We start from the raw sequence: 25,866 nt of genomic DNA, 5'->3' as shown, positions 1-25,866 counted from the left end.
GTTGATGAATCAGTGCTGATCTACAACGCGGAGCGGCCACATCTGGCCTTGAAATACAAAACGCCCGATGCGGTGCATCGGGCGTTTTGAGACTGAAACAGGTGTAAACCTATTTCAGGACTAGACAGACAACAAAATTTCGCCATTAACCGAACGTAGCGCTTTACCCATTAGATGACCGAATCATCGTTCGCGACTTCCAAATCCGCCAGACAGGGCAGCATCGCTGCACAAGAGCTTACTCGGCGATGCAAATCCGAGCGGTTATTCCTGAAATCTCGTTCATAAAATCCTTGATGGCGAAATTTTGATACTACACGTCGAGTTGGCGGGAGCGACGAAGCGCTGACGGAGATTATTGTTTTCGCACAGAAGCAGGAAACAATAATCATGCTGCCGTCGACCAAAAGAATAGATTGCCACGTTCATTTTTATACTTCGGAAGATCTTCGTCGGGTGGCCGGCTCGTTACCTTATACGTTACCTGAGCCGCATCCGCTGACTGCTTATTTGGATAGGTTGATAGATGCCGGAGTTGCACCGACGCTCATCAATAATGTTCATCTAAGTATCCTGCCGGATTCAGAAAACGTGTTCGCTTCCTTTGAGGAACTCAAGAAACTCCAGGCAGTAGACCCGCAGCGCTATGGGGGGGTCGAACTGGTGGGCACGATCAAGGCGGAGCCTGCTTATGCCACTCTGCAGCGTCTCTCGCACCCGCAGGTGATTGGCGCTCGAATCGTGCTGCATGATGCAAGACCTGAAACGGTTTCTGATACGCGGTTCAGTGATGGGCAATGGTCGGCATTTTATGCCCGCCTGTTCCCGCACCAGCATCTGCACATTTACGCGAAGGAAGCCGAGACGAATCTGCGCGTATTGCGCCAGATCCCTCGCGATGTACGGGTCATCATCGATCATCTAGGCACCTGTCACTGCGAGCGTGACATTACTGAACCCGCTTATACCGCGCTACTCGCTGAAGCGAGAGAGCGAGGCAACGTGTGGTTCAAAGGTCCCGGCTATCGCACTTCAGTTCACCCCGAGGAAACCGCTCGTTTCGTGACGCAGATTGTTCGCGCGGTTGGCGCGGGAAAGATTCTTCTGAGCGCCACCGATGCACCTCATGTCGGTACTGACAACCAGGGTGTGCCGTATTCCGATCTTTTTGATTTGAGCAAGGCCTTCAACTTTGTTGATGCCGTTGCAAATCATGTTTCTAAAGAAACCCGAATTCCTGTTGGCCAACTTCTGCGAGGAGCATCTGGCCAATTGGTAAGTTGATCTCCGCCCACGCTCCCACTTCGAGATATCTAGCGATGACGAACATTACAACAAAAGACATCAACTTCACCGTCAAGTATGGCGATGAAACCCTGAGCCTCAAAGGCACTGTTTTTCAGCCAGAACAACTCGACGCCGCGTCGCAAAAACTGCCACCGGTCATCTTCAACTCCGGCTTCACCGGCGGGGTCACGATGTACGGCCAACTATTCGGTCGCGCCCTGGCAGGTCTGGGGTATCGCGTCTTGACCTACGACGTGGCCGGCTTTTTTTCCAACAAGCACATCCGAAATACCCTCGAGTCAGGTGACAAGGTCATCACCAACGTCATCCTAGAAGACCAGAAAGATGAAGTGCTCGGTGCCGTTGAATGGGCGCGCGAGAATTTCGGTGAGATGCCGGTGGTCGCATCCTGGGCGATGGGCTCGGTGGCAAGCCTCGGTGCAGTGGCTGAACTGGCTGCGGCCGGCGGTGAGCAGATCCGCTTCTGGGTACCCATGAGCTATACCAACATCCGTAAACTGCAATCCTTGCGAGCTGATCAGGCAGCAGCTGACGCGGCCATCCTGCAACTCGCGGATGACGCGCCGATCCCTCCATTCGACACCGGCACTGATGCGACTCGTCTCGGTTACTACCCGCTGGACCCTGAAACTCAGGCTTATGTTGATCAGCAACTGGGTGGCTACACTGAAGCAGGCGGAGCGGACCGTTGGCCGGGCTGCACCTACGTGACGGCGAAGTCCTACAAGTCCTATGTGGCGTATGACCCTGAGCAGTCCATCGAGGGTGCCAAAGGCTTCCCGCCTGCGCTGATCATCCACGGCGCCGACAACACCTTGCACATGCCGTCGGAGTCTGTGCGTCTGCATCAGAACTATCCGGGCGATGCCGGCCCGAACGCGCTGATCATTTCGCACATGCAACACGGCCAGCAGAATCAGGTCGACAGCCCTGTGTTCGAGTCGATGATCCAGAGCATCGACGAAGCTATCCGCGCGCGCGGCTGATCCGCTCGTCACTCTCCTGCGAGACCTCGGGCGTCGAGGACTCGCAGCGTTTTTTTGCATCGTGGGGTGTATTCCTCCCGTCATTCTGATCGGTTGTAACGCTTCGGCATGGCTCGTTCACTGTCTCAACGATTCAATCTGGCTGAATGCGTGCCCAACCCCTAACATGGTGTGTCCAAAGCCACTCCCTCGGGCTGGCCTAAGCTGTTCACTTGAACTGCTGGAACCAACCATGACAAGGACCCGGCGATGACAGCCCCCAGTGAATCAGCGACGTCTGTGAATAGCTCCACAACCAAGCGAATTGGGCTGCTCATTCTCCCTCAGTTCTCCATGATGGCCCTGGCAGGTGCCAGCGAGCCTCTGCGCGCGGCCAATCGACTTTCTGGCAAAGCGCTTTATGAGTGGAGCCTGCTTACGGAAACGGGTGGGCCGGTCAGCTCCAGCAGTGGTATCGAGATCCAGACCATACCAGTTGATCAGGCCCCGGAACTGGATCGTGTTTTTGTCCTGGCGAGCCTGGATATCGAGCGTCAGAAACCACCGAAAATGCTGCGCTTCCTGCAGCGTGCAGCGTCCCGCGGGATAACCGTAGGCGCACTGAGCACAGGTACGTTCATCCTCGCCCGCGCCGGGCTACTCGAAGGTAAGCGCTGCACCTTGCACTGGGAGTCCATCGGCCAGTTTTCGGAGGAATTCCCCACGATCGAAGTCACCAAGGAGCTGTACGTCAATCATGGAAACCGTTGGACGTGTGCCGGGGGGACGGCGGCCATCGATCTTATGCTGGCGCAGATCGCGCTTGATTTCGGTAACCAGCTTGCGGCGAACATCGCCGAGCAATTTCTGCACGCCAGGATAAGGGCACCGGAAGAGCATCAGCGGATGTCGATTCAGTGGCGGTTCGGCATTCACGATCGCAGGCTGACGGCCGCCATCGCCTTCATGGAGGACAATCTGGAGAACATCGTCGGCATCGAAGAAATCGCCGACCGATGCAATCTGTCCCACCGCCAACTTGAACGGCTGTGGCATCAGCACTTCGGCATGACGCCGAAGAAATTCTATCTAGAGCTCAGGTTGAGCGAAGCACGCCGGTTGCTCCGTGAGAGCTCCCAGCCCATTGCGTCCATAGCCTACAGCTGCGGGTTCGTCTCAGCGTCACACCTGGGTGCAGCTTACCGTCGTATCTGGGGATGTACGCCCGGTGAAGAGCGGCGGAAATTTGATGATGCTCACTCTGACTTCAGTCACTGAAAGCATGGATCAACATACGCTAACCCCCTGAAAAACATCTGAGCCAATCCTCTCCTCAAAATCCCGTAGCAAGCTAATGACTCGGGCGAGCAGGTGGTGCGCTCTGGCCAACCTTGGTCATTTGGTGATCCCGCATACTCCCGTCTTCAATTGCCCCTACGCTTTGCATCACACGTTGATTTGCTACGAGACGTCGTTTTTTTGATAGAAATCGTCGAACTCGAATCTAAGAGGGCCTACGGTAGCGCGGTAATGTTTCTTACAGATCCGGCGCTCAATTCCAGATACGCGACCGATAAAAATAACAATGACTACAGAAGGCATAACAACCATGGAAACCTTGAGTTTCATTCTGGAAAACGTCGGGCTGATCAGTCTGCTACTCGGACAACACCTTCTCATCGTGGCGGTAGCGGTAGGTTTGGCAATTCTGACCGGCGTGCCTGTCGGGATCGCGATCTCTCAGCACCCCAGAACACGTCGTTGGGTCCTGGCCTTCGCTGCCGTCCTGATGACTATTCCTTCTGCCGCGCTGTTCGGGCTGATGATTCCGGCCCTGTCGCTGATTGGCTATGGGATCGGCGTCGTACCGGCGGTCATTGCGCTGTTTCTCTACTCCCAATTGCCCATCATCCGAAACACCACCACCGCGATCTCCAACATCGATCCGGCATTGCGCGAAGCGGCGATCGGGATGGGCATGTCTACCGGGCAACGATTGCGCAAGGTTGAACTGCCGATTGCGGTTCCGCTGATCATGGCGGGCGTGAGGATGGCGACCGTCATCAACATCGGCATCGCAGCCATCGCGGCCTACATCGGTGCCGGCGGTTTGGGCAGTCTCATCATTCGCGGCATTGCGCAGTCCGATACCCGCCAACTGCTGGCCGGCGCGATCGTCATCAGTGTCATCGCCATTGCGGCCGATTACGCGTTGTACGGCTTGCAGCGCCTCCTGACGCCAAAAGGCTTGAACAAGAACAAAATGGCCACCGGCCAAATGAAGGAAGCGACGACGTGATCCAGATCGAAAACCTGAACAAGCAATTCGGCTCAATCACAGCAGTAGAAGATGTCTCATTCAATGTTGAAGAGGGGCAGATCTGCGTACTGCTTGGTCCGTCGGGCTGCGGTAAAACCACGACGCTGAAAATGATCAACCGACTGATCACGCCAACCTCCGGCACGATCAGGATCGGTGGTCGCGACACGTCCGAACTGGACAGCGTCACCCTTAAACGCTCCATCGGCTATGTGATCCAGCAAGTCGGCTTGTTCCCGAACATGACCGTTGAAGAAAACATCTGCGTCGTTCCGAATTTGTTGGGATGGGACAAAAGCAAAAGCCTAAAGCGCGCTGCGGAGTTGCTGGAAGTGGTCGCGCTGGATCCGTCCAAATTCCTCAAGCGCTACCCGTGTGAACTTTCCGGTGGTCAACAGCAACGCGTAGGCGTGGCCCGGGCCCTGGCAGCGGATCCGCCCGTCATGTTGATGGACGAGCCCTTTGGCGCGATCGACCCGATCAACCGGGAAGTGATCCAGGACGAGTTCATGCGCATCCAGCGACTCGTCAACAAGACCGTACTGTTCGTCAGTCACGACATCGATGAAGCGGTGAAGATGGCGGACTGTGTCGCCCTGTTCCATAACGGAAAAATCCAGCAATTCGGCAGCTCGGATGATCTGCTGGCCCGGCCCAACAGCGAGTTCGTGGCGAACTTCATGGGCGGCGATCGAATCATGAAGCGTCTGCGTCTGCTGCGCGCGGTTGATGTGGCCAGCAAAGTCCCGCCGCGGGAACACATGCAGATCGTCGGCGGCAACAGCGGTGTTACTTCGCAATCGCACCTGATCGTTAAACCTGGGGATGACCTGCGTCAGGTGCTTTCGCAATTGCTGGGTCGCGGCCAGGACTGGGCACTTTGCAACGACAGCGACGGACGCTTTATCGGCTATGTCCACCAAACCGACATTTTGGCGCGACTTGTTGAAAACATTACTCCGGTGGTGCACTGACAATGTCTGACTTACTGATCGGATTGTGGGAAGGGCTGCAGTTTTACTGGGGCGACATCAGCTACCTGACGGTCCAGCATCTGCAGATCGTGGCAGTCAGTGGGGCACTTGCCCTGATCATCGCGCTGCCGTTGGGCGTCTGGATGAGCCGGCCGGCGAACCAGCGTTATGCCATGGCCAGCATGCAGGTCCTTAACGTAGGGCAGGCAATCCCTAAGCTCGCGTTGCTGGCGCTGGCCATGAGCTTTATTGGCATCGGTAGCGGCGCGGCCATCATCGGGTTGTTTGTCGCGACGTTGTTGCCCGTGGCAGTCAACACCTATGAAGGCTTGCGCGCAGTGCCGCAGCACTTGCTTGAAGCCGCCGAAGCTATGGGTATGACGCCACGGGAAACGCTGTGGAAAGTTGAAATTCCGAACGCGATGAACGTGATTTTCGCGGGCATCCGCACGGCGCTGGCGATCAACGTCGGTACTGCGCCGCTGGCTTTCCTGGTCGGTGGCGGCGGGCTGGGCGAGTTGATCTTTACCGGGATCGACTTGAACGACTTCGGCATGATGCTGGCCGGTGCCGCAGCGACTGCGCTATTGGCGATTGCGGTCGATCTGGGCTGCGGCTTGATTCAAAACATTGCAGTGTCACGGGGCTTGCGGTTGACCGGGCGCGAATGAATCTGAAGACCATAGACAAAAATCAATAATATGAGGTGCACGATGATTTATCGAATGCTAGCCAGTTTGATCTTTACCCTGAGTCTTGTTTCTGGCGTTGTAGGCAGTGCTTCTGCAAATAATACGATTGTGGTCGGCGGCAAGAAGTTTACCGAGCAGCAATTGGTTGCCGAGATGACCACTCAACTCCTGCGCGCCAATGGCTACAATGTCGACAAACGCCCTGACCTGGGTTCTTCCGTTCTGCGCGCAGCACAAGAGAATGGTCAGGTCGATGTGTATTGGGAATACACCGGCACTTCGCTGATTACTTACAATAAAGTTACGGACAAGCTCAGCCCTGACGAAACGTACAAAAAAATCAGCGAGCTTGATGCGCAGAAAGGCATCACCTGGTTGAACTCTTCCAAGGCCAACAACACCTACGCCTTTGCCATGCGCAAGGAAGAGGCACAGAAGGATGGAATCGTTTCGATCAGCGATCTTGCGAAGAATATCGAAACAGGCAAGTCCTATAAGTTTGCCTCCAATGCTGAATTCTTTTCCCGGCCTGATGGCCTGGGTCCTTTGCAAGAGACATACAAGTTTAAATTTGAGCGCAAGAACATCGTCCGCATGGACGGCGGGCTGACCTATCAGGCGCTTAGGGATGGGCAGGTCGATCTGGCCTTGGTCCTGTCGACGGATGGGCGGATTCCGGCCTTCGGCTTTGTGGTGCTCAAAGACGATAAAGGCTTCTTCCCCAGCTATGCGCTGACCCCGGTTATTCGCACTGAGGTGTTTAAAGAAAAACCGAAGATCGGCGAGTTGCTCAACGCCCTGTCGTCCAAGCTGGATGACGACACCATCGCGGGCCTCAATTCCCGGGTCGATGTCGGCCGTGAATCCATCGAAAGCGTGTCCAAGGAATTTCTGCAAAAGAGTCAGTTGCTGTAGTTAATTCGCGGGGACGTTGAAGTCACCCGGTTTGATCATGACTTTGCGGGCCAGCACTCTTTAGCTGGCCTCTTTTTATCCTGCGTAGTTATGACGCTCAGCCCAATCGCTTAGGGCGTGAGCTCATTCCGTTCGTCTGTACTTAGGGGAATTACCCATGCAGTTGAATAAACAGTTCGTGGCGTGCGTGTTTTTGCTTCTGGCGGCAAGTGCTCAGGCAGATGATGGTATCGACCGTATGAGCCTCGCCGACATGCGGAATGCGTTGAATGCCGGGACCCTCAGTTCCGAGCAACTGGTCCAGCATTACCTGAATAACATTCAGGCAAACAATCATCAGGGCCAAAAGATCAATGCGCTGGTGACAATCAATGAACAGGCGATCAATCAGGCCCGCAAGTGGGATGCTGAGCGGGCGAAAAACCCCACTGGCAAATACGCGCCTCTGGCCGGCATTCCGTTCGTGGTGAAGGACAACTTTGACACTGCCGGTATGGTCACCTCCGGTGGCTCCTTCGTGCTACGTTCGTCGGTGCCAAGTCAGGATGCTTTTACCGTCAAGAAGCTGATCGACGGGCAAGCGATCCTGCTCGGCAAAGCCAACCTGTCGGAACTGGCGGCGTCCTTTGGCTGGTTTGGTTACAGTTCGTTCGGTGGCCAGACACTGAATCCGAAAAATACCAAGCGTGATGCTTCTGGCTCCAGCAGCGGTTCTGCGGCTGCCGTGGCGGCAGCGTTTGCACCGTTTGCTTTAGGGTCGGACACCAGCGGCTCTATCCGAGCGCCAGCCAGCGTCACCGGCACAGTGGGTTTGCGACCTTCGCTGGGGTTGATCAGCCGCAGCGGCATCATTCCACTGTCGCTCGCGTTTGATACGGGTGGCGTCATAACCAACAGCGTGCTGGATCAGGCCATCGTGCTGGATGCGATAAAGGGGCAGGACAAAAGCGACCCGGCGACCCTGGATCTGGTCTCCGACAAAATACAGTTCGAGTCAACGCTGAGCCGTTCCTCGTTGCAAGGCAAAACCATTGGCGTGATCACCAATTTCAAAGGCGCCAATCCAGAGGTGGATGCAGTCTTCAAGGCCGCTCAGGAAAGCCTCGGCAAGCGCGGCGCTCGTGTCGTCTCCATCGAACTGCCAAAAGCTTTTGAAACCTTATGGAGCGATGTGCTCGGCCCAGTGGGAGAGGGCGAATTCAAGCCTCAATTCGAACGCTACCTCGCCACCCTCAATCCGGGCCAACCGCGAACGCTTGCGCAGTTTCTCGAGCTGGCCAGGCAAAATCAGGCGCAAAACGCTGCACACGGGATGAACCCGGCACGCCTGGCCGGACTGGAAACGGTCGCGAATGCCACAAGCACCGATTCGCCGCAGTACATCTCCATCCTGTCCCGGAAGATTCCTCAGTTGCGCGCGCAGCTGATGGGCATCATGAAGCAGAACAAAGTCGACAGTCTGTTCTTCGCGACCATCAACTGCCCTGCGTCGGTGGTGCATGGCGTGACCGATGACAGTTACGTCTGCACATCCGGCGATACCTATGCGTCGTCGTATATTGCCTCCGCCACAGGATTTCCCGAGATTACGGTTCCGGCAGGCACCATCAAGGGCAACCTGCCGGTAGGTGTTTCGTTCCTGGGTGGCTATGGTGAAGACGCCAAGGTGGTTGGTTTCGGCTATGCGTTCCTTGGTCGGTAAACGTCAGATCTGTGTTAGCAGCCAGGTACGAAACGCGACGAGTGATGGCAGCATTTCGTTGCGCGGCGGATAAGCCAGGTAATAACTGCGCTGGCTGGCAAAGGGCCGATCGAGGCTGATGAGTTCGCTGTTGGCCAACTCGTCGGCCACCAGAATACGCGGTACCAGACCGATGCCGATGCCGGCCCTGACGGCCTGGATCAAGTGTGAAGTGAGTTCGAAGCTCGGGCCCAGCCGCATCATCCGATGGGGCAGGCCTTGGTGGCTGAACCACTCGCCCCAGACGTTGGCATTGCTCGCGACGTTGAGTAGCGTCTGACCGCCAATCCGTTCCGGGGTCCAGGTGTCGTGGGCTTCGGCCGCTTGTGGGGACATGATAACCATCAGTTCTTCGGTGTGCAGGCGATGGCTGATCAAGCCTGGAAAGTCGGCATTGCCAACGACGATCGCGGCGTCGATGCCGCTGGTTTCAAAGTCAATGGCGTCGATTCGGGAATTGATGTGTACCAGCATGCCTGGGTGGGTTTTGTAGAAGTCATGCAGGCGCGGCAATAACCACTTCGAGCCGAAGGTCGGCAAGGTGGCCAGGCGCAACGTGCCGCTGCCTGACTGATAAGCCATGGCCTGCAACGTGGCGCTGCGGATGCGCCCGAGCGCTTCGCTCATTTCCCGCTGATAAAGACGACCGACATCGGTCAGTTGTACTTGCCGGCCTTCACGGCGGAACAACGTCAGGCCCAGTTGCTGCTCCAGCGCTTGGACTTGCCGGCTCACGGCGCTTTGGGTCAGTGAGAGCTCCATCGCTGCACGGGTATAGCTTTCATGTCGGGCGGCGGCTTCAAAAGCCAGCAGCAACGACATTGAAGGGGTGAGGTGACGGTAATTCATTCGTAAAAGTCATCGATAGCGGCAGGATTATCCGTTTGTCTGGTGCCGGATCCTACAGGATCATTGGTGTAGCTGAAGACCTGAGGCTGACCCATTAATGCTCAGGCGACAAGTGTTTTGAGTTTTCCGTGATTAGACCAACAAGAGACCCGCCTGCGATGATCGCTCAGTTGCCTACCGTTGCACTCGCAGCACAGTACCCGGAATTTCTGCAAGCCCTGCGTGCCAGCGGCTTTCGCGGTCAGCTTAGCGCTGACTACGCCACCCGTACCGTACTGGCGACCGATAACTCGATTTATCAGCGTCTTCCGCAAGCGGCGGTGTTCCCCCTGGATGTGGATGACATCGTACGCATCGCGACCTTGATGGCCGAGCGACGCTTTCGCCAGATCAAGCTGACCCCGCGCGGTGGTGGCACCGGCACTAACGGGCAATCATTGACCGATGGCATCGTGGTCGATCTGTCGCGGCACATGAACACCATCCTTGAAATCAACGTCGCCGAGCGCTGGGTGCGGGTGCAGGCGGGCGTGGTCAAAGACCAGCTCAATGCCGCGCTCAAGCCTCACGGGCTGTTCTTCGCGCCGGAGTTGTCGACGTCCAACCGTGCCACCGTCGGCGGCATGATCAACACCGACGCCAGCGGCCAGGGCAGTTGCACCTATGGCAAGACCCGTGATCACGTTCTGGAATTGCATAGCGTGCTGCTCGGTGGTGAGCGCTTGCACAGCCATCCGCTGTCAGATACGGAACTGGAGGCGGCTTGCACGCAGCCCGGCCGTATCGGCCATGTGTATCGGGTGGCGCGCAGTATTCATGACACCCAGGCCGATCTGATCGAGGCGGTGTTTCCCAAGCTCAACCGTTGTCTGACCGGTTATGACCTGGCGCACTTGCGCAATGAGCAAGGGCGTTTCAACCTCAACAGTGTGCTCTGCGGTGCGGAAGGGTCATTGGGCTACATTGTCGAAGCCAAGCTCAACGTGCTGCCAATTCCAAAATACTCAGTGCTGGTGAACGTGCGTTACGGCAGCTTCATGGATGCGCTGCGCGATGCCAATGCGTTGTTGGTGCACAAGCCGTTGTCCATCGAAACCGTGGACTCCAGGGTGTTGCTGCTGGCGATGAAAGACATCGTCTGGCATAGCGTCGCCGAGTATTTTCCGACGGACGCCGAGCGCCCGACGCTGGGCATCAATCTGGTTGAGTTCAGCGGTGACGACGTGACGCAAGTGAACGCTCACGTAGCGTCTTTCGTGGCGCATCTGAAGGCCGACACGACGATCGAGCGGCTGGGCCACACGTTGGCGGAAGGCGCCGAAGCCGTGTCCCGCGTCTACACCATGCGCAAGCGATCGGTCGGACTGTTGGGCAACGTCGAAGGCGAGGTTCGGCCACAGCCATTTGTCGAAGACACCGCCGTGCCGCCGGAGAAACTGGCCGACTACATCACTGAGTTTCGTGCATTGCTCGATAGTTATGGCCTGAGCTATGGCATGTTCGGTCACGTCGATGCCGGCGTGTTGCATGTGCGCCCGGCGCTGGACATGAAAGACCCGGCCCAGGCCGCACTGGTCAAACCGATTTCCGATGCTGTGGCCGAGCTGACAAAACGTTACGGGGGGCTGCTGTGGGGCGAGCACGGCAAAGGTTTACGTTCGGAATACGTCCCCGGGTTTTTTGGTGAGCTGTACCCGGCGTTGCAATCGCTCAAGGGTGCGTTCGACCCACACAATCAGTTCAACCCCGGGAAGATCTGCACGCCCCCAGATGCTGCCCAAGGTTTGCTCAAGGTTGACGAAGTTTCGCTGCGGGGTGATTTGGATCGGCAGATTGATGAGCGTGTCTGGCAAAGCTTTGGCACCGCGATGCACTGCAACGGTAATGGCGCCTGCTACAACTACGACCCCAACGATGCGATGTGTCCGTCGTGGAAAGCTACACGTGAGCGGCAGCATTCGCCCAAGGGCAGGGCGTCGTTGATTCGCGAGTGGTTGCGCTTGCAAGGCGCGGCCAATATCGATGTATTGCAAGCGGCCCGGGGCAAGTTGTCGTGGTTGAGCGGGTTGCCGACAAGGTTGCGTAATAACCTGGCGCGTTCGCGCGGCGAGGCGGATTTCTCCCATGAAGTCTATGACGCGATGGCGGGCTGCCTGGCCTGCAAATCCTGCGCGGGACAATGCCCGGTCAAAGTCAACGTCCCGGAGTTCCGTTCGCGTTTTCTGGAGCTGTACCACGGTCGCTATCAACGTCCTCTGCGTGACTACCTGATCGGCTCGCTGGAGTTCACGATTCCATACATGGCTTACGCGCCGGGCCTGTACAACGCAGTGATGGGCTCGAAATGGGTGAGCCGCCTTCTTGAGCGACAAGTCGGCATGCTCGACAGCCCACTGATCCATCGGCATGACTTGCAGGGCACTTTGACCCGCTGCAAAGTCGCAGTCGCCAGCGTGCCAGCCCTGCGCGAACTGACCGTGGCACAACGTGAGCGCAGCGTGGTGTTGGTGCAGGACGCCTTCACCCGTTACTTCGAAACGCCGTTGCTGGCGAGCTTCATCCAGTTGGCTCATCAATTGGGTTATCAGGTGTTTCTGGCGCCCTATAGCCCCAACGGCAAGCCTTTGCACGTGCAGGGTTTCCTCGGGGCGTTCGCCAAGGCGGCGATCCGCAACGGCAATCAACTCAAGGCTCTCGCCGACTGCGGTGTAGCACTGGTGGGATTGGACCCGGCGATGACGCTGGTCTACCGCCAGGAATATCAGAAAGTACCAGGACTCGATGATTGCCCGAAAGTCTTGCTCCCGCAGGAGTGGCTGTTCGATGTGTTGCCCGCAAACTCGCCTCCCGCTCCCCAGACATTCCGTTTGTTGGCGCACTGCACCGAGAAGACCAATGTCCCGGCCAGTACTGCGCAATGGGAAGCCGTGTTTACCCGGCTTGGGCTCAAGCTGGTGACGGAGGTGACCGGCTGCTGTGGCATGTCCGGCACCTACGGCCATGAGGCGCGGAATCAGAACACCTCGCGGACCATTTTCGAGCAGTCATGGGCTGGCAAGTTGGATAAAAAGGGCGAAGCGCTGGCGACGGGTTATTCCTGCCGCAGCCAGGTAAAGCGCTTAACCGACAGGCAACTGCGTCATCCGTTGGAAGTGGTGTTGGAGTATGCGCGCTAGCTCACCGATAATGGGGGCGGCGTAAGTAGTCAGTGTATTCGTCCACTGTTGAGCATGTTTGACGTTTTTCCAACCGGCACGATGGGCCTCTATGTAATCGTTGACTACGTCTTGGAACGTTACGGATTTCTGTATGCGATGGCCCACAAAGGGTAGGAAGGTGGCGAGCATTGGCACTTGAGTTGCGTAGACGCCACTTGCCCCAGCTACCTAAACTGTCGGCAGCTAAGGATCGAGGGCAGGGAATGAATCGCAACGAACTACGCAAGGCCGATATCAACCTGATGGTGGTGTTCGAGACCTTGATGCTCGAACGCAATGTCACGCGGGTGGCGGAGAAGTTGTTTCTCGGTCAGCCGACCATCAGTTCTGCGCTCAATCGCTTGCGTGCGATGTTCAATGATCCGTTGTTCATTCGAGTTGGCCATCGCATGGAGCCGACGGCGCGGGCCGAGGAAATCATCAGGCACCTGTCGCCGGCACTGGATTCGTTGTCGGTGGCCTTGAGCCTGACCCATGACTTCGATCCGGCCAGCAGCACCATGACCTTTCGCATCGGGCTGTCCGACGACGTCGAGTTTGGCCTGTTGCCGCCGTTGCTGCGGGCCCTGCGCCAGGAAGCGCCGAAGGTGGTGTTTGTCGTGCAGCACGTCGATTACTGGCGGATTCCCGATCTGCTGGCGTCCGGCGATATCACCGTGGGTATCAGTCAGACACGCGGTTTGCCGGCCAATGCCAAGCGCAAGTTGCTGCGTCATATCCAGCCGAGCATTCTGCGCGCCGATGCCTCTGATGCGCCGCTGACCCTCGATGAATATTGTTCGCGCCCGCATGTGCTGGTGTCGCACACCGCCAATGTCAGCGGTTATGCCGATGAGTGGCTGGCAGAGATAGGTCGCAGCCGTCAGGTGGTGCTTTCGGTGCCGCAGTACAGCGCGTTGCCGGCCTTGCTCGCCGGGACTGACCTGATTGCCAGCCTGCCGGACTACACTGCCGAGGCGATGGCAGCATCAGGGTTGTTGTTCAAGGAACCCTTTCCTTTCGAGACACCGACCCTGGACCTGTCCATGGTCTGGCTCAGTCATGTCGATACCGATCCCGCCGAGCGCTGGTTGCGTTCGCGCCTGGAAGCCTTCATGAGCGAGCGTGACGTGTTGCCGCCGCCCGAGTGAACAGCGTGTTGCCGTGTTATACGTACGACCTTCGGACCCCTTAAGGAGCTACCTCATGCCTCACCTGCACATGGAATACACCGCCAACCTGCCTGAGCTGAATGCCGATGTGGCGTTGATGCGGCTGAACAATACGCTGGTGGGGTCCGGCCAGTTTGCTGCTGAATTCGACATCAAGAGCCGCGCCGTCAAGGTTGAGACTTTCAAGGTCGGAACGGCATTGGCCGAGCGGGCATTCGTGCATGTGAAGCTGGCGTTGTTGAGCGGCCGCTCGGCGCAGATCAAGAAGCAGCTGTCTGAAAGCCTGCTGGCGGTGGTGCAGGATTTGTGTGAGTGGCCGGCCGGGGTGGAGGTTCAGTTGTGTGTGGAGATTCTTGATATTGATCGGGACTCCTACAGCAAGGCGGCTATCAACGGCTGAATTTCAGGTGGTTGCCTGTTTGGCGTTGCGCTAAACGACACAAAATACTGTGGGAGCGAGCAGGTTCGCTCCCACAAAAAGCCCGGGATGTACGGGAGATGTTTAGTCGTTTCACAACCAAAGTTCTTCAAATCCCGATTTAACCCCTCAAGCCGCCGTGTGACGCTGCTGCTCATCTGTTTACTCGGTTCGCTCTATGGACGGTTGGCCAGTCACAATCCACTACAAGGCATGCAACGGCGCTCGAGCGTCGAGCCTTGGTCGTCGATTCACGTGCGCCACCGCCCCCAGTCTCTCTGCACTCCCTTCTGAATTGGCCTTCTGGGCGTTATGGCACTGTCGCCATGCGCGCCCGCCGGATTTCTGCATTTCCCGTTGATCTTCTTACAGGTCCCGCGCTGCGCGCCGGATCAAAGCGGCAGCGCCTGCGCGTTTGCCCGACGCGGAAAAAAGAGAATTCTCATGAGTTGTGCCACGACCTCCTTCGCCACGAAGCAAGAAGCCCTGACGTTCCTGGACCAGAACCCGGATATCGAGATGTTCGAGTTGTTCATCCTCGACAACAACGGTGTGCCCCGGGGCAAGTTGCTGCATCGGGATGAATTGCTGGCGGTGTATGAAAGTGGTCGGCCACTGCCGAGCACCATCCTGGGCCTGACCATCAACGGCGATGATGTGGAAAATTCCGGGCTGGTCTGGGATGTCGGTGATATCGATTGCCGGGCTTACCCGATCAGCGGCAGTCTGACGCGCATGCCCTGGCGTCTGATTCCAACAGCGGCGGTGCAAGTCAGCATGCACCCCACTGAAGGCATGCCGGCGACCATCGCCGATCCCCGGCACTTGCTGGCGAAAGTCATTGAAGGCCTGCAAGCCGATGGCTATTACCCGGTCATGGCCGCCGAACTGGAGTTTTACCTGCTCGATCAGCAACGCGACAGTCATGGCCGGCCGCAACCGGCGCGGGATGTCGACGGCGGTCGCCCGCGCGGGACGCAGGTCTACGGCTTGCGTGAGCTGGAGCAGATAGAACCGTTTCTGGCCGACCTCTACAACGCCTGCAAACTCCAGGGGATTCCCGCGCGCACGGCGATTTCCGAGTACGCACCGGGACAAGTGGAAATCACCCTGGAGCACCGCACCGATGCATTGCAGGCGATGGATGAAGCGGTGCGTTACAAACGCCTGGTCAAGGGCGTCGCCCACAAGCACGGCATGACGGCCTGCTTCATGGCCAAGCCGTTTGATGATCTGGCCGGCACCGGCATGCACATGCACGTCAGTCTGGCGGACGAGGAGGGGAACAATCTGTTCGCCAGCGAAGCCGCGGACGGCACACCCCTGCTCAGGCAGGCGGTGGGTGGCATGCTCGCTACCTTGCTCGATTCCCTGCTGCTGTTCTGCCCCAACGCCAATTCCTACCGCCGGTTCCAGACCAACAGCTATGCGCCGCTGGCAGCCACCTGGGGTGTGGACAACCGCACCGTCAGCTTGCGCGTGCCCGGTGGTCCGGCGTTCTCCCGACATATCGAACACCGCATCTGTGGCGCCGACGCCAACCCGTATCTGGCGGCGGCGGCGATTCTGGCCGGGATTCATCGGGGTATCCGTGAGCAACTTGATCCTGGTGCACCGGTCGAGGGCAATGGCTACGCCCAGGCCAGCAAGCTGTTGCCGACCGACTGGCTGACTACGTTGCGTTCACTGGAAGCGTCGAGTTGGGCAAAGGATGCGTTCGGCAGTGAATTCCTTGGTGTGTATCTGGCCGTGAAACGCGCCGAGTATCGCCAGTTCATGGGGGAGGTCGGGGAACAGGATTGGCGGTGGTATTTGCATCAGGCTTGAATGAAAGTTAATTATTCTCAAATAGCGTAAACGTTAGAGTCCTATTAAGAGCCAACTAATCGTTGGCTTCTTTTTCACAAAAAATTGATGGTCGGCTTTCTAGCATGAGTACTGTCACGGTAAATGAATTTTTCACATTTGCCGAAGGCACCTATCTTCAGGAATAGCCGAACCTCATGTTTAAGATCAAAGCCGTGCGCCCCGAGTGGGTGACACTGATTGCCAGCGCATTTTTGTTATTTGGCTTCAATTTTGTGCTGTGGCAGCACCTGTTCGAAATCACCGCGTCTGACGGTAAAGGCATTGCCATGCGGGTGGCATTCGGGGTGATGATCTTCGCCGCCTTCAATATTTTCCTGACCTTTCTGGCTTTACGGCCGGTGCTGAAACCGGTGCTGAGCCTGCTGTTCATGATCAGCGCGGGCGTTACTTATTTCATGGGCCAATACGGCGTCTTGATCGACGTTGGCATGTTGCGCAACTTCGCTCAAACCAATGCCACGGAAGTGCGCGACTTACTGTCGATCAAGTTACTTGCTTATATTGTTTTCCTCGGCGTATTGCCAACCTGGTTGTTGTGGAAAACTCCGATAAGCTATCGCCGCTGGCATCGTGAGTTATTAAGCAAGGCACTCGTGATGTTTGCCTCGGCGGCGGTCATTGGTGGTGTCGCGCTGGTTAACTATCAAGGCCTTTCTTCACTGTTTCGCAATCACCATGAACTTCACTTGATGGCAGTTCCGAGCAACTACATCGGTGCCTCCGCCGGTTACTTGAGCGAGCAGGTCGTATCAGCACGCCAGCCTTTTGTCAGAGTCGGTGAAGACGCCCGCCGCGATCCTGCCTGGCGAACCCATGGTCGCAAGTCCTTGACGGTGCTGGTGGTCGGTGAAAGTGCCCGGGCGGAGAACTTTGGCGTCCTCGGCTATAACCGCGATACCACGCCGAAACTGGATAAGGAAGCTGGCCTGATTGCCTTTACCGACGTGAAGTCCTGCGGTACTGAAACAGCAGTGTCGGTGCCTTGCATGTTCTCCAATATGGGACGCAAGAATTACGACGCGAGCAAGGCTAAAAACGAAGAAGGTCTGCTGGATGTACTCAAGCGCGCCGGCCTCGACGTGATCTGGCGTGACAACCAGTCAGGCTGCAAGGGTACCTGCGATCGCGTCACCCTCGACGACGTCAGCAATCTGAAAGATCCGGTGTTGTGCGCCAACAGTGAATGTCGCGACGAAATCCTCCTGCAGGGTTTGCAGCACTTTATCGATACGCTGGATAAGGACACGGTGTTGGTCCTGCACCAGATGGGCAGCCACGGTCCGGAGTACTTCAAGCGCTACCCGAAAGAGTACGAACACTTTACCCCGGTCTGTGAAAGTAACGCGCTGAACAACTGCAGTCGCGAAAGTATCGTCAATGGCTACGACAACACCCTGGTGTATACCGACCATGTGTTGTCGACTCTGATCGACTTGTTGCGCGAGAACCAGGACAAGGTCGATACCGCCATGCTTTATCTGTCGGACCACGGCGAGTCCCTGGGTGAATACAACCTGTTTCTCCATGGCACGCCTTACATGCTGGCGCCAGAACAGCAAAAGCATGTGGCGATGCTGGCCTGGTTCTCCGACAGCTATCAGAAGTCGTTCTCGGTGGACACTCATTGCCTGCAACTGAGCCGGGAAATGCCATTGAGCCAGGACAACCTGTTTCATTCGATGCTCGGCCTGCTGGAGGTCGACAGCAAGGTTTATAACCAGGGTCTGGATATGTTTGCCGGATGTCGCGGCGCGGTGATCGATGGCGTGTTGGCCAAGGATTGATTGCTTCGACCCTGTCTCACGCGACGGCCGCCGACCAGCGGCCTGTAATCCTTCTCCAAGAGCCATTGCACATGTCCTTCCAGCCCCCATCCGCCTTCGAGCTTGAAATTGCCCGGCGTTACGATCAGGAGCACGCGCGCGTCTGCCTGCAGCCGCACGCGCCGGGCTTGGTCGAGCGTCTGCGGTACTGGCGCGAGGCGCGGCTGGTACGCAATGCGCTCAAGGTCGCTGGTGAACCCGGTCTGATCCTCGATGTGGCCTGTGGAGTCGGGCGATACTGGCCGGTACTGGCCGGGCACGCCAATCGAGTGATTCTTGCGACTGATCCGTCCCAGGACATTCTCGATCATGCGCGCACCCACCATCCACAGAGTCTGTTCAAACGGGTCAAGACCTTTCAAAGCTCGGCTTTCGCCATCGGCTTGTCGGAGAATGCGGTTGACTGCATTTTTTGCATGCAAGTGTTTCAACACCTGACCACCCGCGAACTTCGTCTGGCGATGCTTGGCGAGTTCCATCGGGTCAGCCGCGATACAGTGATTGTGGCGGTCCACCTCGATGGTCGCTTCCAGGGACAACATTGTGACGGGGAGGGTGTCGCGACCCGGTCGTTACCGGGTAAGGCCGAAGTGGAAAACGAATTCCGGCAGGCGGGTTTCCGTTTGCTCAACCAACAGGATTTCCTGCCCGGTGGCGCGCGGATGCGCGTTTACGTACTGGGCAAGGCCAGCTAGCGTCGATTTGTCGGACTATTCTTGGTATCAGGCACGAATTTTCGCTAACGCTCTTGTTCAGTGGATGCGCGGAAATCGCCGGGGGCGATATATACTGCGCGCCATTCTTCAAGGGAGAGCCGTGTGGCCATCGATATTCACTGGATTCGCGACAACGATAGCCTCGGTCGGCTTTGTACCGAGTGGCAGCAGCTGCCATTCGTTGCCCTCGATACCGAATTCATGCGGGTCGACACGTTCTACCCCATCGCCGGCCTGCTGCAGATTGGCGATGGCGTTCGCGCTTACCTGATCGACCCGCTGACCATCGACAACTGGCAACCTCTGGCCGCGCTGCTGGAAAACCCGGCGGTGGTCAAAGTGGTGCACGCCTGCAGCGAGGATCTCGAGGTTCTGTTGCGCCTGACCGGCAGCCTGCCGGCCCCGTTGTTCGATACACAACTGGCCGCCGCGTATCTGAACCTGGGTTTCTCCATGGGCTATTCGCGACTGGTGCAGGAAGTGCTCGGCATCGACCTGCCCAAGGGTGAAACCCGTTCCGACTGGCTGCAGCGGCCGTTGTCCGACACCCAGATCAGCTACGCCGCCGAAGATGCCTTGCACCTGGCGGAAGTTTTCGTACAGCTTCGTCCGAAGCTTTCCGATGACAAATACGCCTGGGTGCTCGAGGACGGTGCCGAGCTGGTGGCTAACCTGCGCCGCGAAACCGACCCATACGAGGTCTATCGCGACGCCAAGCTGGCCTGGAAACTGTCCCGCGCCCAGCTCGCCGTACTGCGTGAACTCTGCGCCTGGCGCGAACAGCAAGCCCGGGCCCGTGATTTGCCACGCAATCGTATTATTCGTGAACACTCACTGTGGCCACTGGCGCGCACGCAGCCGGACAACCTCGGTGCCTTGGCGAAAATCGAAGACATGCACCCGCGTACCGTGCGTCAGGACGGCGAGTTTCTGCTTGATCTGATCAAGCGCTCTGGCAGTGTGTCGCCTGATCAGTGGCCGCCAGCCGTGCCGGAGCCGTTGCCGGTGGACGCTGCCGTATTGCTCAAGCAACTGAAAGCCATCGGCCAGGCCGAGGCCGAGCGCCTGAACATCGCGCCGGAACTGATGCTGCGCAAGAAAACCCTGGAAGCGCTGCTCAAGAGCGGTTTCCCCAATGGTCCCTACCAATTGCCTGATTCGCTGCGTGGCTGGCGCCGCGAATTGATGGGCCAGGCGCTGCTCGACAGCCTGGCCACCGCCGGAGAACAGCCTTGAAACGTATTTGCTCCATCTACCGCAGCTCGAAGAGAAACGAAATGTACCTGTATGTGCTCAAGAGCGATGCTCTGGAGCGCGTGCCGGAGACTTTGATGGCCGCCTTCGGCAAAGCCATCCATGCTTTTGACCTGGTGCTGACGCCCGAGCGCAAACTGTCGCGCGAAGACATCGCCGTCGTGCTGGAGAACCTTGAAAAACAGGGTTATCACCTGCAGATGCCTCCGGCCGAAGATGAATATATCGAGCACTTGCCGGAAGAACTGCTGCGCCGCAACGACCCGATGTAAAACCCAAACAGGTTCTGTTCAGAGCCTTTATGAAACACTGGAAGGATTTTCGCGGTGGCCGTGACGACGCTTGTGAAGCGTTGTCGGCGGCCATCTGCACTGTTTTTGAAAGGTTTGAAGCATGCGCGTTCTGATTGCCGAACACGACCACCCCGTCTACGCCCGGTTGTTGCGCGAGGCTGCGCCGGATCTGAAGGTGCTGACCAGCGGTGATTCCGCCGAACTGGCCAGTCAGGCCGCCGATTGCCCGGTCTGGCTTGGTCAACCTGATCTGCTGGCCACGCTGTTGCGTCAGGGCCACCAGCCCCAATGGCTGCAATCGACCTGGGCAGGCATCACTCCGCTGCTGGCCGACGGTTTGCCTCGCCACTATCGGCTGACCCGCGCAGTGGGGATTTTCGGTCAGGTCATGGCCGAATATGTACTGACCTACATGCTCGGTCATGAACGCGAAGTGCTGGCGCGACTGGTCAGCCAGGTCGAGCGCAAGTGGGACAATCGCGCAAGCCGCAGCCTGGCGGGGCGCAAGGTGCTGATTGTGGGCACCGGTGATATCGGCCAGCGTGTGGCGCAGTTCCTCGTGCCGTTTGGCGTTGAACTGTACGGCATCGCCAGCAGCGCTCGTGAGCAGGCCCCCTTTATCGAAGTCGGTGCACTGGCGGATCTGCCGCGACTGGTCGGCGACGCGGACTATGTGGTCAATCTGCTCCCCAATACCCCGGACACCCACGATATTTATGATGCCGCGCTGTTCAGGCAATTCAAGCCGACCGGGCTGTTTATCAACGTCGGACGCGGTGTTGCCGTGGTCGACGCGGACCTGGTCGAGGCCTTGAAAGAAGGGCATCTGGCTGGCGCGATAATCGACGTGTGCCGCCAGGAGCCGTTACCGCAACGACACCCATTCTGGACTGCCTGGGGGTTGCTGCTGACCGGCCACAGCTCGGCACCGACTTCACCTGCGATGATGGTACAGCTGTTCCTCGAGAACCTGCGGGCGTATCAGGCGGGCGAAGGGATGCGCGGGGAAGTGGATTTCGATCGCGGGTATTAAAATCACCCCAATCGACTGTGGGAGCGGGCCTGCTCGTGAAGGCGGTGTGTCAGCCAGCATAAATGTCGACTGGTTCACCGCCTTCGCGAGCAAGCCCGCTCGCACAGGAGGGGATGCTGTGGGAGTTAGAGGGTGAAATCACCCTCGGCCGCCAGCTCGCTCAGCGGCCGCCGCGGGCTTGGCGCTTCGCGGGCCTGCAGGTAGTCCGCCAGGCTTGCCTTGTCACCCAGCTTGCCGACCGCAACGGCGGCGTGCAGGGCGTAGCCTTCAGGAATGTTCAGCTCCTTGCGGGTCAGTTCCTGGTCGAAGCCGGCCATGCCATGGGTGTGCCAGCCGCTGATGCTCGCTTGCAGCGCCAGGTGGCCCCAGGCCGAGCCTGTGTCGAAGGTATGCCACAAGGCCGGGGTTTCTTCGGTGGCACCGGGTGCGGCGAAGGTGGTCTTCGAGATCACAATCACCAGGGCCGAGGCGTGTTGCGCCCAACTGCGGTTGAACTCGTTCAGCAAACCCAGGTAACGCTCCCAGTTCGGTGTATCGCGACGGGCGTAAAGAAAGCGCCAAGGCTGCGAGTTATACGCCGATGGCGCCCAGCGTGCGGCTTCGAAGAAGCTCAGCAGGGTCTCGACGGGAATGGCTTCGCCAGTGAAGGCGCGAGGGGACCAGCGATCAGTGAACTGCGGGTGAATGGCGTATTCGGCAACGCGTGGATTGGCACTCATAAAGAGATTCCTTGCTACGTTTGAAAGAGAGTTGTCTGAAACCTGCGGGCGCAGTTGAGCTGGGCGATGAGGTTTGTCGAGAGCCTGGCAGACTACTGCAATGCAACGCGGTCGAGCGTTTATGGCACGCGGGTATGGCTCCTTGCGATTGGCAAAGCTACTTGGCGGGGCAATAACTGACAAGTGCGATGTACCGACAGTCGCCAATGCTTGGCCCAACGGGCCGGGGGCACTAGACTGGCGGCCTTTTCACCACCTGATGTTGATGCTCGAGCCATGGCCGCCAAAGTCGAACCGTTCTGGATACGCAAAACCCTCGATCAACTCGATCAAGAGGAATGGGAATCGCTGTGTGATGGCTGCGGCCTGTGCTGCCTGCAAAAGCTTGAAGATGAAGACGACAATAGCGTCTATTACACGCGCATCGCCTGCAAACTGCTGGACCTGAAAACCTGCCAGTGCACTGACTACCCTAATCGTCGCGACTTCGTGCCGGACTGCATCCAGCTCACGCCGGGCAAGGCCGACGAGTTCAAGTGGCTGCCACCGACCTGTGGCTATCGCCTGGTCAGCGAAGGCAAGGACCTGCCGCTATGGCATCACCTGGTGTGCGGTGATCGCGATGCCGTGCACCACGAGCGCATCTCCCAGTCCGGGCGCATGCTGGCCGAAGGCAGCGTGCCGGAAGATGATTGGGAAGATCACCTGATTTTCCGGGCGGGCTGATCGCTCGGGGTTTTAGCGTTTCACGAAGGAGTGTGTATGGCTGTGGGATGGCGGCTGGCGTTGGCTTGTGGATTTCTGACCCTGGGTTCGCCCGTGTGGGCGGCGAACAAGGTCGATCTGGATTATCACGTGCGCTTGCTGCCGCAGAGCGACCAGGCCGAAGTGCGCCTTACCCTGGCCCAGGGTTCGGCAGTGCGCAGCCTGGATTTCGACCTTGGTGACGGCAGCCATTACAGTGATTTCAAGGCCGATGGCCAATGGCAGCTGACGCCGGGCAGCCAAGCACGGGGCGTTTGGCAACCAGGCGCCGACAAGGCCAGCCTGACCTATCGCGTGCGCATCAGCCACGGGCGCAAGAATGGCAGCTTCGATAGCCGTATGACCCCGACCTGGGCCTTGATGCGCGGTGACGACCTGGTGCCGCCCGCCCGACTCGATCAGCAGGATGGCGTCGAATTGGTGGCGCGCCTTGAGTTTGAACTGCCCAGTGGCTGGAAAAGCGTCGAAACCGCCTGGCCGCGCATCGGCACGAACAAATTCCGCATCGATAATCCCTCCCGCCTGTTCGACCGGCCCACGGGCTGGATGCTCGCCGGCCACCTCGGCAGCCGGCGCACGCGGCTTGGGGAAACCGAAGTCACCGTCGCCTCTCCCCAAGGGCAGGGCATGCGCCGCATGGATGTGCTGACCATGCTGACCTTCGTCTGGCCCCAGGTACAGGCGGTTTATTCCCGACACCCGACCAAACTGCTGATTGTCGGCGCCAGCGATCCCATGTGGCGCGGCAGCCAGGCGGCACATGAGTCGATCTACCTCAACAGCCGTCTGCCGCTGGTCAGCGAAAGCGGCACCAGCGTCCTGGTGCGTGAACTGGCTCAGCTGTGCGGGAGAATCAACGACACGCAGCGCAGTGACTGGATCAGCGAAGGTCTTGCCGAGTATTACGCCATCGAACTGGTGCGGCGGGCCGGCGGCATGAGCGATGAGCGGTACGAAAGTCTGCACGCCAAGCTGATCAAGACAGGCCAGAAGGTCACGACTTTGCGCGTTGAATCGGCGAGCCCGGCGCAGGTGGCCAGGGCGGTGGTGTTATTGCAGGAGCTGGATCGCGAGATTCGCCTGAAAACCCACAACAAGCGTTCGCTAGATGATGTGCTGCGTGGGGTGATGCGCCTGGAGAACGTTGATACCAAGGCGTTTGTGCAGCTCAGTGAGAGTGTGATCGGGGATTCGTCGAAGGTACTGGATACCGAGTTGCTTCAGTAACTCGGCTATCGCTGGCGAGCCAGCTCCCACAAGTGGAAGCTGGCTTGCCGGCGATGAGGCCATCAGCCTCACCAGAACGCTTGGATCAGACCCCGGCTTTCGGCGATTGCAGCGAATCATTGCCCGTGACAGTCGCCGTTTTGGTCGCCGCCTCGGCATTGGCCTTCAACTGGCTCAACTCTTCCCCGGCCCGCTGGATTTTCGCCCGCACGTTGTTCATGTCCTGACGGCTTTTTTCCAGCAGGCTTTTCGCCGAGCTATGGCCAGTGATGCCACGGGCCAGGGCGACGCCGCCAATGGCCACCTGGATCAAACCGAAAATACCGCCGCGGCGCAGGCCTTTACCGACCATCACAACGCCGCCCGCCAGGGAACCGATGCGCTCCCAGCCCTGCACGTTTTGCTCGGATGGGCTCTGGAAAGGTGTGGATTCGATACGCTCGACGCGCTTGAGTTCGCTCATGATCTGACTCCAGGCAGGAAGGGTTGCTTCAGTAATGGATAGTTAAGCTGACTGCCGAAACGGCCAGCTTGTTCCATCGGATGTGCGGCACTTCAGCGGAATTTCGGCCCGGATCGGGTATTGAGACCCTTGGCCATGCGGTCATAGAGCACGACGTTGACGGTGGCCGCCAGGTTCATGCAGCCGGTGGTCGGGATGTACACCACGTCTTCGCACCAGTCGCGAATCTCTTGATCCAGCGAACCGTCCTCGGGGCCGAAGATGTACAGCGCGCGATCCGGGTGAGTGTATTCAGGCAGCGCCCGGGCGCCGTCGACAAGTTCAACGGCAACGGGCACGCAGCCCAGGGGCAGGATTTTCTTCAGGTCGTCGATGCCGATCAGCGGAATGTCGTAGTGGACTCGCTTGGTATCGGTGACGAAGTCAGCGGCGCGTTCATAGCGCTTGCCGGTATAGAACACCGACGCCACGCCATAACAGCCAGCGGCGCGCATCACCGAACCGACGTTCTCCGGTGATTTTGGGTTGTACAAACCAATGCAGCTGTACCGTTTGTCTGCCACGAGCGAAGCGCCTTTCAGGAAAAAAGCGCGATTATACGGGGAATGGGTGGCAGTGGTCTGTTCGCAGATTAGTGGTGTCTGCGCAATTGCCTTCGCGAGCAAGCCCGCTCCCACACTGGACCTGAAGCGCACATAAATTGAGTGCTCACCTCCAATCCACTGTGGGAGCGGGCTTGCTCGCGAAGGGGCCGGTTCAGGCGCTGAAGATCTTCAGTCTTCCTTTTTCATCAACCCGGCCAAAGCCGCAAACGGATTGTGCGTCGCCTTGGCGATTTTTGGTGTGCTCAGCGAGCCTTCGCCGAAGTACTGCTGGTCGGTATAACGAGAGTGCTCGTTATCGTGGCAATACAGGCACAACAGTTCCCAGTTCGAGCCGTCCTGCGGGTTGTTGTCGTGGTTGTGGTCGCGGTGGTGCACGGTCAGTTCGCTCAGGCGCTTGCCGGAAAACTCACGGGCGCAGCGGCCGCACACGTGCGGGTACATCTTCAGGGCTTTGTCGCGGTAGCCCATTTCCTTGTCGCGCTGGTTGTCGGCAAGGATGCGATCCAGCTTCGAAGTGTTGGTCGGGGTGGACGAACTCATGGGTTCAC

The 25,866-nt window shown here is 58.2% G+C and carries 25 protein-coding genes; 19 read left to right on the top strand and 6 right to left on the bottom strand.

Annotated elements, in window-relative coordinates; genetic code table 11:
- The first annotated feature begins 390 nt into the window (after positions 1 to 390).
- The 8 genes from KW839_RS26010 to KW839_RS25975 all read left to right on the top strand — a co-directional run bounded on the left by KW839_RS26010 (position 391) and on the right by KW839_RS25975 (position 8,876).
- Positions 391 to 1,284 (top strand): amidohydrolase, encoded by an 894-nt coding sequence (locus KW839_RS26010; protein WP_218425877.1) that lies wholly within the window; start codon positions 391 to 393, stop codon positions 1,282 to 1,284.
- A gap of 35 nt (positions 1,285 to 1,319) precedes the next feature.
- Positions 1,320 to 2,294: an alpha/beta hydrolase gene (locus tag KW839_RS26005; protein WP_218425876.1), complete on the top strand. Its 975-nt coding sequence runs from the start codon at positions 1,320 to 1,322 to the stop codon at positions 2,292 to 2,294.
- Positions 2,295 to 2,543: 249 nt separating this feature from the next.
- On the top strand, positions 2,544 to 3,551 hold the full coding sequence (locus KW839_RS26000) for a GlxA family transcriptional regulator (protein ID WP_218425875.1): 1,008 nt from the start codon (positions 2,544 to 2,546) through the stop codon (positions 3,549 to 3,551).
- Positions 3,552 to 3,882: 331 nt separating this feature from the next.
- On the top strand, positions 3,883 to 4,572 hold the full coding sequence (locus KW839_RS25995) for an ABC transporter permease (RefSeq protein ID WP_060541253.1): 690 nt from the start codon (positions 3,883 to 3,885) through the stop codon (positions 4,570 to 4,572).
- The gene (locus KW839_RS25990) at positions 4,569 to 5,567 is read left to right on the top strand and encodes an ABC transporter ATP-binding protein (RefSeq protein ID WP_095060306.1); all 999 of its coding nucleotides are present in this window, start codon (positions 4,569 to 4,571) and stop codon (positions 5,565 to 5,567) included. Before KW839_RS25995 ends, KW839_RS25990 begins: the two co-directional genes overlap by 4 nt.
- 2 nt (positions 5,568 to 5,569) lie before the next feature.
- Positions 5,570 to 6,238, top strand: coding sequence for an ABC transporter permease (locus KW839_RS25985; RefSeq protein ID WP_218425874.1), 669 nt, complete (start codon positions 5,570 to 5,572; stop codon positions 6,236 to 6,238).
- Between the two features lie 54 nt (positions 6,239 to 6,292).
- Positions 6,293 to 7,174, top strand: a complete 882-nt coding sequence (locus tag KW839_RS25980; protein WP_256352841.1) for a glycine betaine ABC transporter substrate-binding protein — start codon at positions 6,293 to 6,295, stop codon at positions 7,172 to 7,174.
- Positions 7,175 to 7,331: 157 nt separating this feature from the next.
- The gene (locus KW839_RS25975; RefSeq protein WP_218425872.1) at positions 7,332 to 8,876 is read left to right on the top strand and encodes an amidase family protein; all 1,545 of its coding nucleotides are present in this window, start codon (positions 7,332 to 7,334) and stop codon (positions 8,874 to 8,876) included.
- A gap of 3 nt (positions 8,877 to 8,879) precedes the next feature.
- On the opposite strand, the gene KW839_RS25970 is transcribed toward KW839_RS25975, so the two are convergent.
- Entirely contained in the window at positions 8,880 to 9,764 is an 885-nt protein-coding gene (locus tag KW839_RS25970; RefSeq protein ID WP_060541258.1) for a LysR substrate-binding domain-containing protein, read from the bottom strand.
- Positions 9,765 to 9,922: 158 nt separating this feature from the next.
- On the opposite strand from KW839_RS25970, the gene KW839_RS25965 reads away from it, so the two are divergent.
- Positions 9,923 to 12,940: an FAD-binding and (Fe-S)-binding domain-containing protein gene (locus KW839_RS25965; protein ID WP_218425871.1), complete on the top strand. Its 3,018-nt coding sequence runs from the start codon at positions 9,923 to 9,925 to the stop codon at positions 12,938 to 12,940.
- Here KW839_RS25965 and KW839_RS28195 read toward each other — a convergent pair.
- The gene (locus KW839_RS28195; protein ID WP_371318115.1) at positions 12,884 to 13,111 is read right to left on the bottom strand and encodes a hypothetical protein; all 228 of its coding nucleotides are present in this window, start codon (positions 13,109 to 13,111) and stop codon (positions 12,884 to 12,886) included. The genes KW839_RS25965 and KW839_RS28195 overlap by 57 nt on opposite strands.
- 74 nt (positions 13,112 to 13,185) lie before the next feature.
- On the opposite strand from KW839_RS28195, the gene KW839_RS25960 reads away from it, so the two are divergent.
- From KW839_RS25960 to KW839_RS25925, 8 genes are all read left to right on the top strand, one after another.
- Complete coding sequence (locus KW839_RS25960; RefSeq protein WP_060541260.1) at positions 13,186 to 14,112, top strand: LysR substrate-binding domain-containing protein; 927 nt, start codon at positions 13,186 to 13,188, stop codon at positions 14,110 to 14,112.
- 55 nt (positions 14,113 to 14,167) lie between these two features.
- Entirely contained in the window at positions 14,168 to 14,533 is a 366-nt protein-coding gene (locus tag KW839_RS25955) for a 5-carboxymethyl-2-hydroxymuconate Delta-isomerase (RefSeq protein WP_218425870.1), read from the top strand.
- A gap of 462 nt (positions 14,534 to 14,995) precedes the next feature.
- Positions 14,996 to 16,378, top strand: coding sequence for a glutamine synthetase family protein (locus KW839_RS25950; RefSeq protein WP_218425869.1), 1,383 nt, complete (start codon positions 14,996 to 14,998; stop codon positions 16,376 to 16,378).
- 176 nt (positions 16,379 to 16,554) lie between these two features.
- The gene (locus KW839_RS25945) at positions 16,555 to 18,204 is read left to right on the top strand and encodes a phosphoethanolamine transferase (protein WP_218425868.1); all 1,650 of its coding nucleotides are present in this window, start codon (positions 16,555 to 16,557) and stop codon (positions 18,202 to 18,204) included.
- A 71-nt stretch (positions 18,205 to 18,275) separates the two neighbouring features.
- Positions 18,276 to 18,938, top strand: coding sequence for a class I SAM-dependent methyltransferase (locus KW839_RS25940; RefSeq protein ID WP_218425867.1), 663 nt, complete (start codon positions 18,276 to 18,278; stop codon positions 18,936 to 18,938).
- A gap of 123 nt (positions 18,939 to 19,061) precedes the next feature.
- On the top strand, positions 19,062 to 20,195 hold the full coding sequence (rnd, locus tag KW839_RS25935; protein WP_060541265.1) for a ribonuclease D: 1,134 nt from the start codon (positions 19,062 to 19,064) through the stop codon (positions 20,193 to 20,195).
- Positions 20,192 to 20,485 carry a YcgL domain-containing protein gene (locus KW839_RS25930; protein ID WP_060541266.1) on the top strand — a complete coding sequence of 98 codons (294 nt, stop codon included), beginning with the start codon at positions 20,192 to 20,194 and terminating at the stop codon, positions 20,483 to 20,485. The genes rnd and KW839_RS25930 overlap by 4 nt, the downstream gene beginning before the upstream one ends.
- Positions 20,486 to 20,606: 121 nt before the next feature.
- Entirely contained in the window at positions 20,607 to 21,539 is a 933-nt protein-coding gene (locus KW839_RS25925) for a D-2-hydroxyacid dehydrogenase (RefSeq protein WP_060541267.1), read from the top strand.
- Positions 21,540 to 21,664: 125 nt separating this feature from the next.
- Here the strand turns inward: KW839_RS25925 and KW839_RS25920 are convergent, their stop codons facing one another.
- Positions 21,665 to 22,258 (bottom strand): nitroreductase family protein, encoded by a 594-nt coding sequence (locus KW839_RS25920; RefSeq protein ID WP_218425866.1) that lies wholly within the window; start codon positions 22,256 to 22,258, stop codon positions 21,665 to 21,667.
- A 276-nt stretch (positions 22,259 to 22,534) separates the two neighbouring features.
- Between KW839_RS25920 and KW839_RS25915 the strand changes: the two genes are divergently transcribed.
- Positions 22,535 to 22,984: a YcgN family cysteine cluster protein gene (locus tag KW839_RS25915; protein ID WP_007944020.1), complete on the top strand. Its 450-nt coding sequence runs from the start codon at positions 22,535 to 22,537 to the stop codon at positions 22,982 to 22,984.
- Positions 22,985 to 23,020: 36 nt separating this feature from the next.
- Positions 23,021 to 24,250, top strand: coding sequence for a hypothetical protein (locus tag KW839_RS25910; RefSeq protein ID WP_218425865.1), 1,230 nt, complete (start codon positions 23,021 to 23,023; stop codon positions 24,248 to 24,250).
- Positions 24,251 to 24,335: 85 nt separating this feature from the next.
- Here the strand turns inward: KW839_RS25910 and KW839_RS25905 are convergent, their stop codons facing one another.
- The 3 genes from KW839_RS25905 to KW839_RS25895 form a co-directional block, all read right to left on the bottom strand.
- Positions 24,336 to 24,713 carry a DUF2892 domain-containing protein gene (locus KW839_RS25905; RefSeq protein WP_060541270.1) on the bottom strand — a complete coding sequence of 126 codons (378 nt, stop codon included), beginning with the start codon at positions 24,711 to 24,713 and terminating at the stop codon, positions 24,336 to 24,338.
- 92 nt (positions 24,714 to 24,805) lie between these two features.
- Entirely contained in the window at positions 24,806 to 25,276 is a 471-nt protein-coding gene (locus KW839_RS25900; protein ID WP_060541271.1) for an RNA methyltransferase, read from the bottom strand.
- A gap of 210 nt (positions 25,277 to 25,486) precedes the next feature.
- Positions 25,487 to 25,858: a YajD family HNH nuclease gene (locus KW839_RS25895; protein WP_007944009.1), complete on the bottom strand. Its 372-nt coding sequence runs from the start codon at positions 25,856 to 25,858 to the stop codon at positions 25,487 to 25,489.
- Positions 25,859 to 25,866: the final 8 nt, after the last annotated feature.

This window comes from Pseudomonas sp. PDM31 (assembly GCF_019218965.1).
Classification (GTDB): domain Bacteria; phylum Pseudomonadota; class Gammaproteobacteria; order Pseudomonadales; family Pseudomonadaceae; genus Aquipseudomonas.
Note: the sequence above shows the minus strand (reverse complement) of the source record. Positions and strands in the feature narration are given on the sequence as shown.

Excerpts from the sequence above, each read along its gene's own strand:
- KW839_RS25905 (WP_060541270.1), bottom strand. The coding sequence starts at position 24,713 with ATGAGCGAACTCAAGCGCGTCGAGCGTATCGAATCCACACCTTTCCAG.
- KW839_RS28195 (WP_371318115.1), bottom strand. The coding sequence starts at position 13,111 with ATGCTCGCCACCTTCCTACCCTTTGTGGGCCATCGCATACAGAAATCC.
- KW839_RS25950 (WP_218425869.1), top strand. The coding sequence starts at position 14,996 with ATGAGTTGTGCCACGACCTCCTTCGCCACGAAGCAAGAAGCCCTGACG.
- KW839_RS25925 (WP_060541267.1), top strand. The coding sequence starts at position 20,607 with ATGCGCGTTCTGATTGCCGAACACGACCACCCCGTCTACGCCCGGTTG.
- KW839_RS25910 (WP_218425865.1), top strand. The coding sequence starts at position 23,021 with ATGGCTGTGGGATGGCGGCTGGCGTTGGCTTGTGGATTTCTGACCCTG.
- KW839_RS26005 (WP_218425876.1), top strand. The coding sequence starts at position 1,320 with ATGACGAACATTACAACAAAAGACATCAACTTCACCGTCAAGTATGGC.
- KW839_RS26010 (WP_218425877.1), top strand. The coding sequence starts at position 391 with ATGCTGCCGTCGACCAAAAGAATAGATTGCCACGTTCATTTTTATACT.
- KW839_RS25920 (WP_218425866.1), bottom strand. The coding sequence starts at position 22,258 with ATGAGTGCCAATCCACGCGTTGCCGAATACGCCATTCACCCGCAGTTC.
- KW839_RS25955 (WP_218425870.1), top strand. The coding sequence starts at position 14,168 with ATGCCTCACCTGCACATGGAATACACCGCCAACCTGCCTGAGCTGAAT.
- KW839_RS25985 (WP_218425874.1), top strand. The coding sequence starts at position 5,570 with ATGTCTGACTTACTGATCGGATTGTGGGAAGGGCTGCAGTTTTACTGG.
- KW839_RS25940 (WP_218425867.1), top strand. The coding sequence starts at position 18,276 with ATGTCCTTCCAGCCCCCATCCGCCTTCGAGCTTGAAATTGCCCGGCGT.
- KW839_RS25960 (WP_060541260.1), top strand. The coding sequence starts at position 13,186 with ATGAATCGCAACGAACTACGCAAGGCCGATATCAACCTGATGGTGGTG.
- KW839_RS25965 (WP_218425871.1), top strand. The coding sequence starts at position 9,923 with ATGATCGCTCAGTTGCCTACCGTTGCACTCGCAGCACAGTACCCGGAA.
- KW839_RS25975 (WP_218425872.1), top strand. The coding sequence starts at position 7,332 with ATGCAGTTGAATAAACAGTTCGTGGCGTGCGTGTTTTTGCTTCTGGCG.
- KW839_RS25980 (WP_256352841.1), top strand. The coding sequence starts at position 6,293 with ATGCTAGCCAGTTTGATCTTTACCCTGAGTCTTGTTTCTGGCGTTGTA.
- KW839_RS26000 (WP_218425875.1), top strand. The coding sequence starts at position 2,544 with ATGACAGCCCCCAGTGAATCAGCGACGTCTGTGAATAGCTCCACAACC.
- KW839_RS25945 (WP_218425868.1), top strand. The coding sequence starts at position 16,555 with ATGTTTAAGATCAAAGCCGTGCGCCCCGAGTGGGTGACACTGATTGCC.
- KW839_RS25915 (WP_007944020.1), top strand. The coding sequence starts at position 22,535 with ATGGCCGCCAAAGTCGAACCGTTCTGGATACGCAAAACCCTCGATCAA.
- KW839_RS25995 (WP_060541253.1), top strand. The coding sequence starts at position 3,883 with ATGGAAACCTTGAGTTTCATTCTGGAAAACGTCGGGCTGATCAGTCTG.
- KW839_RS25970 (WP_060541258.1), bottom strand. The coding sequence starts at position 9,764 with ATGAATTACCGTCACCTCACCCCTTCAATGTCGTTGCTGCTGGCTTTT.
- KW839_RS25895 (WP_007944009.1), bottom strand. The coding sequence starts at position 25,858 with ATGAGTTCGTCCACCCCGACCAACACTTCGAAGCTGGATCGCATCCTT.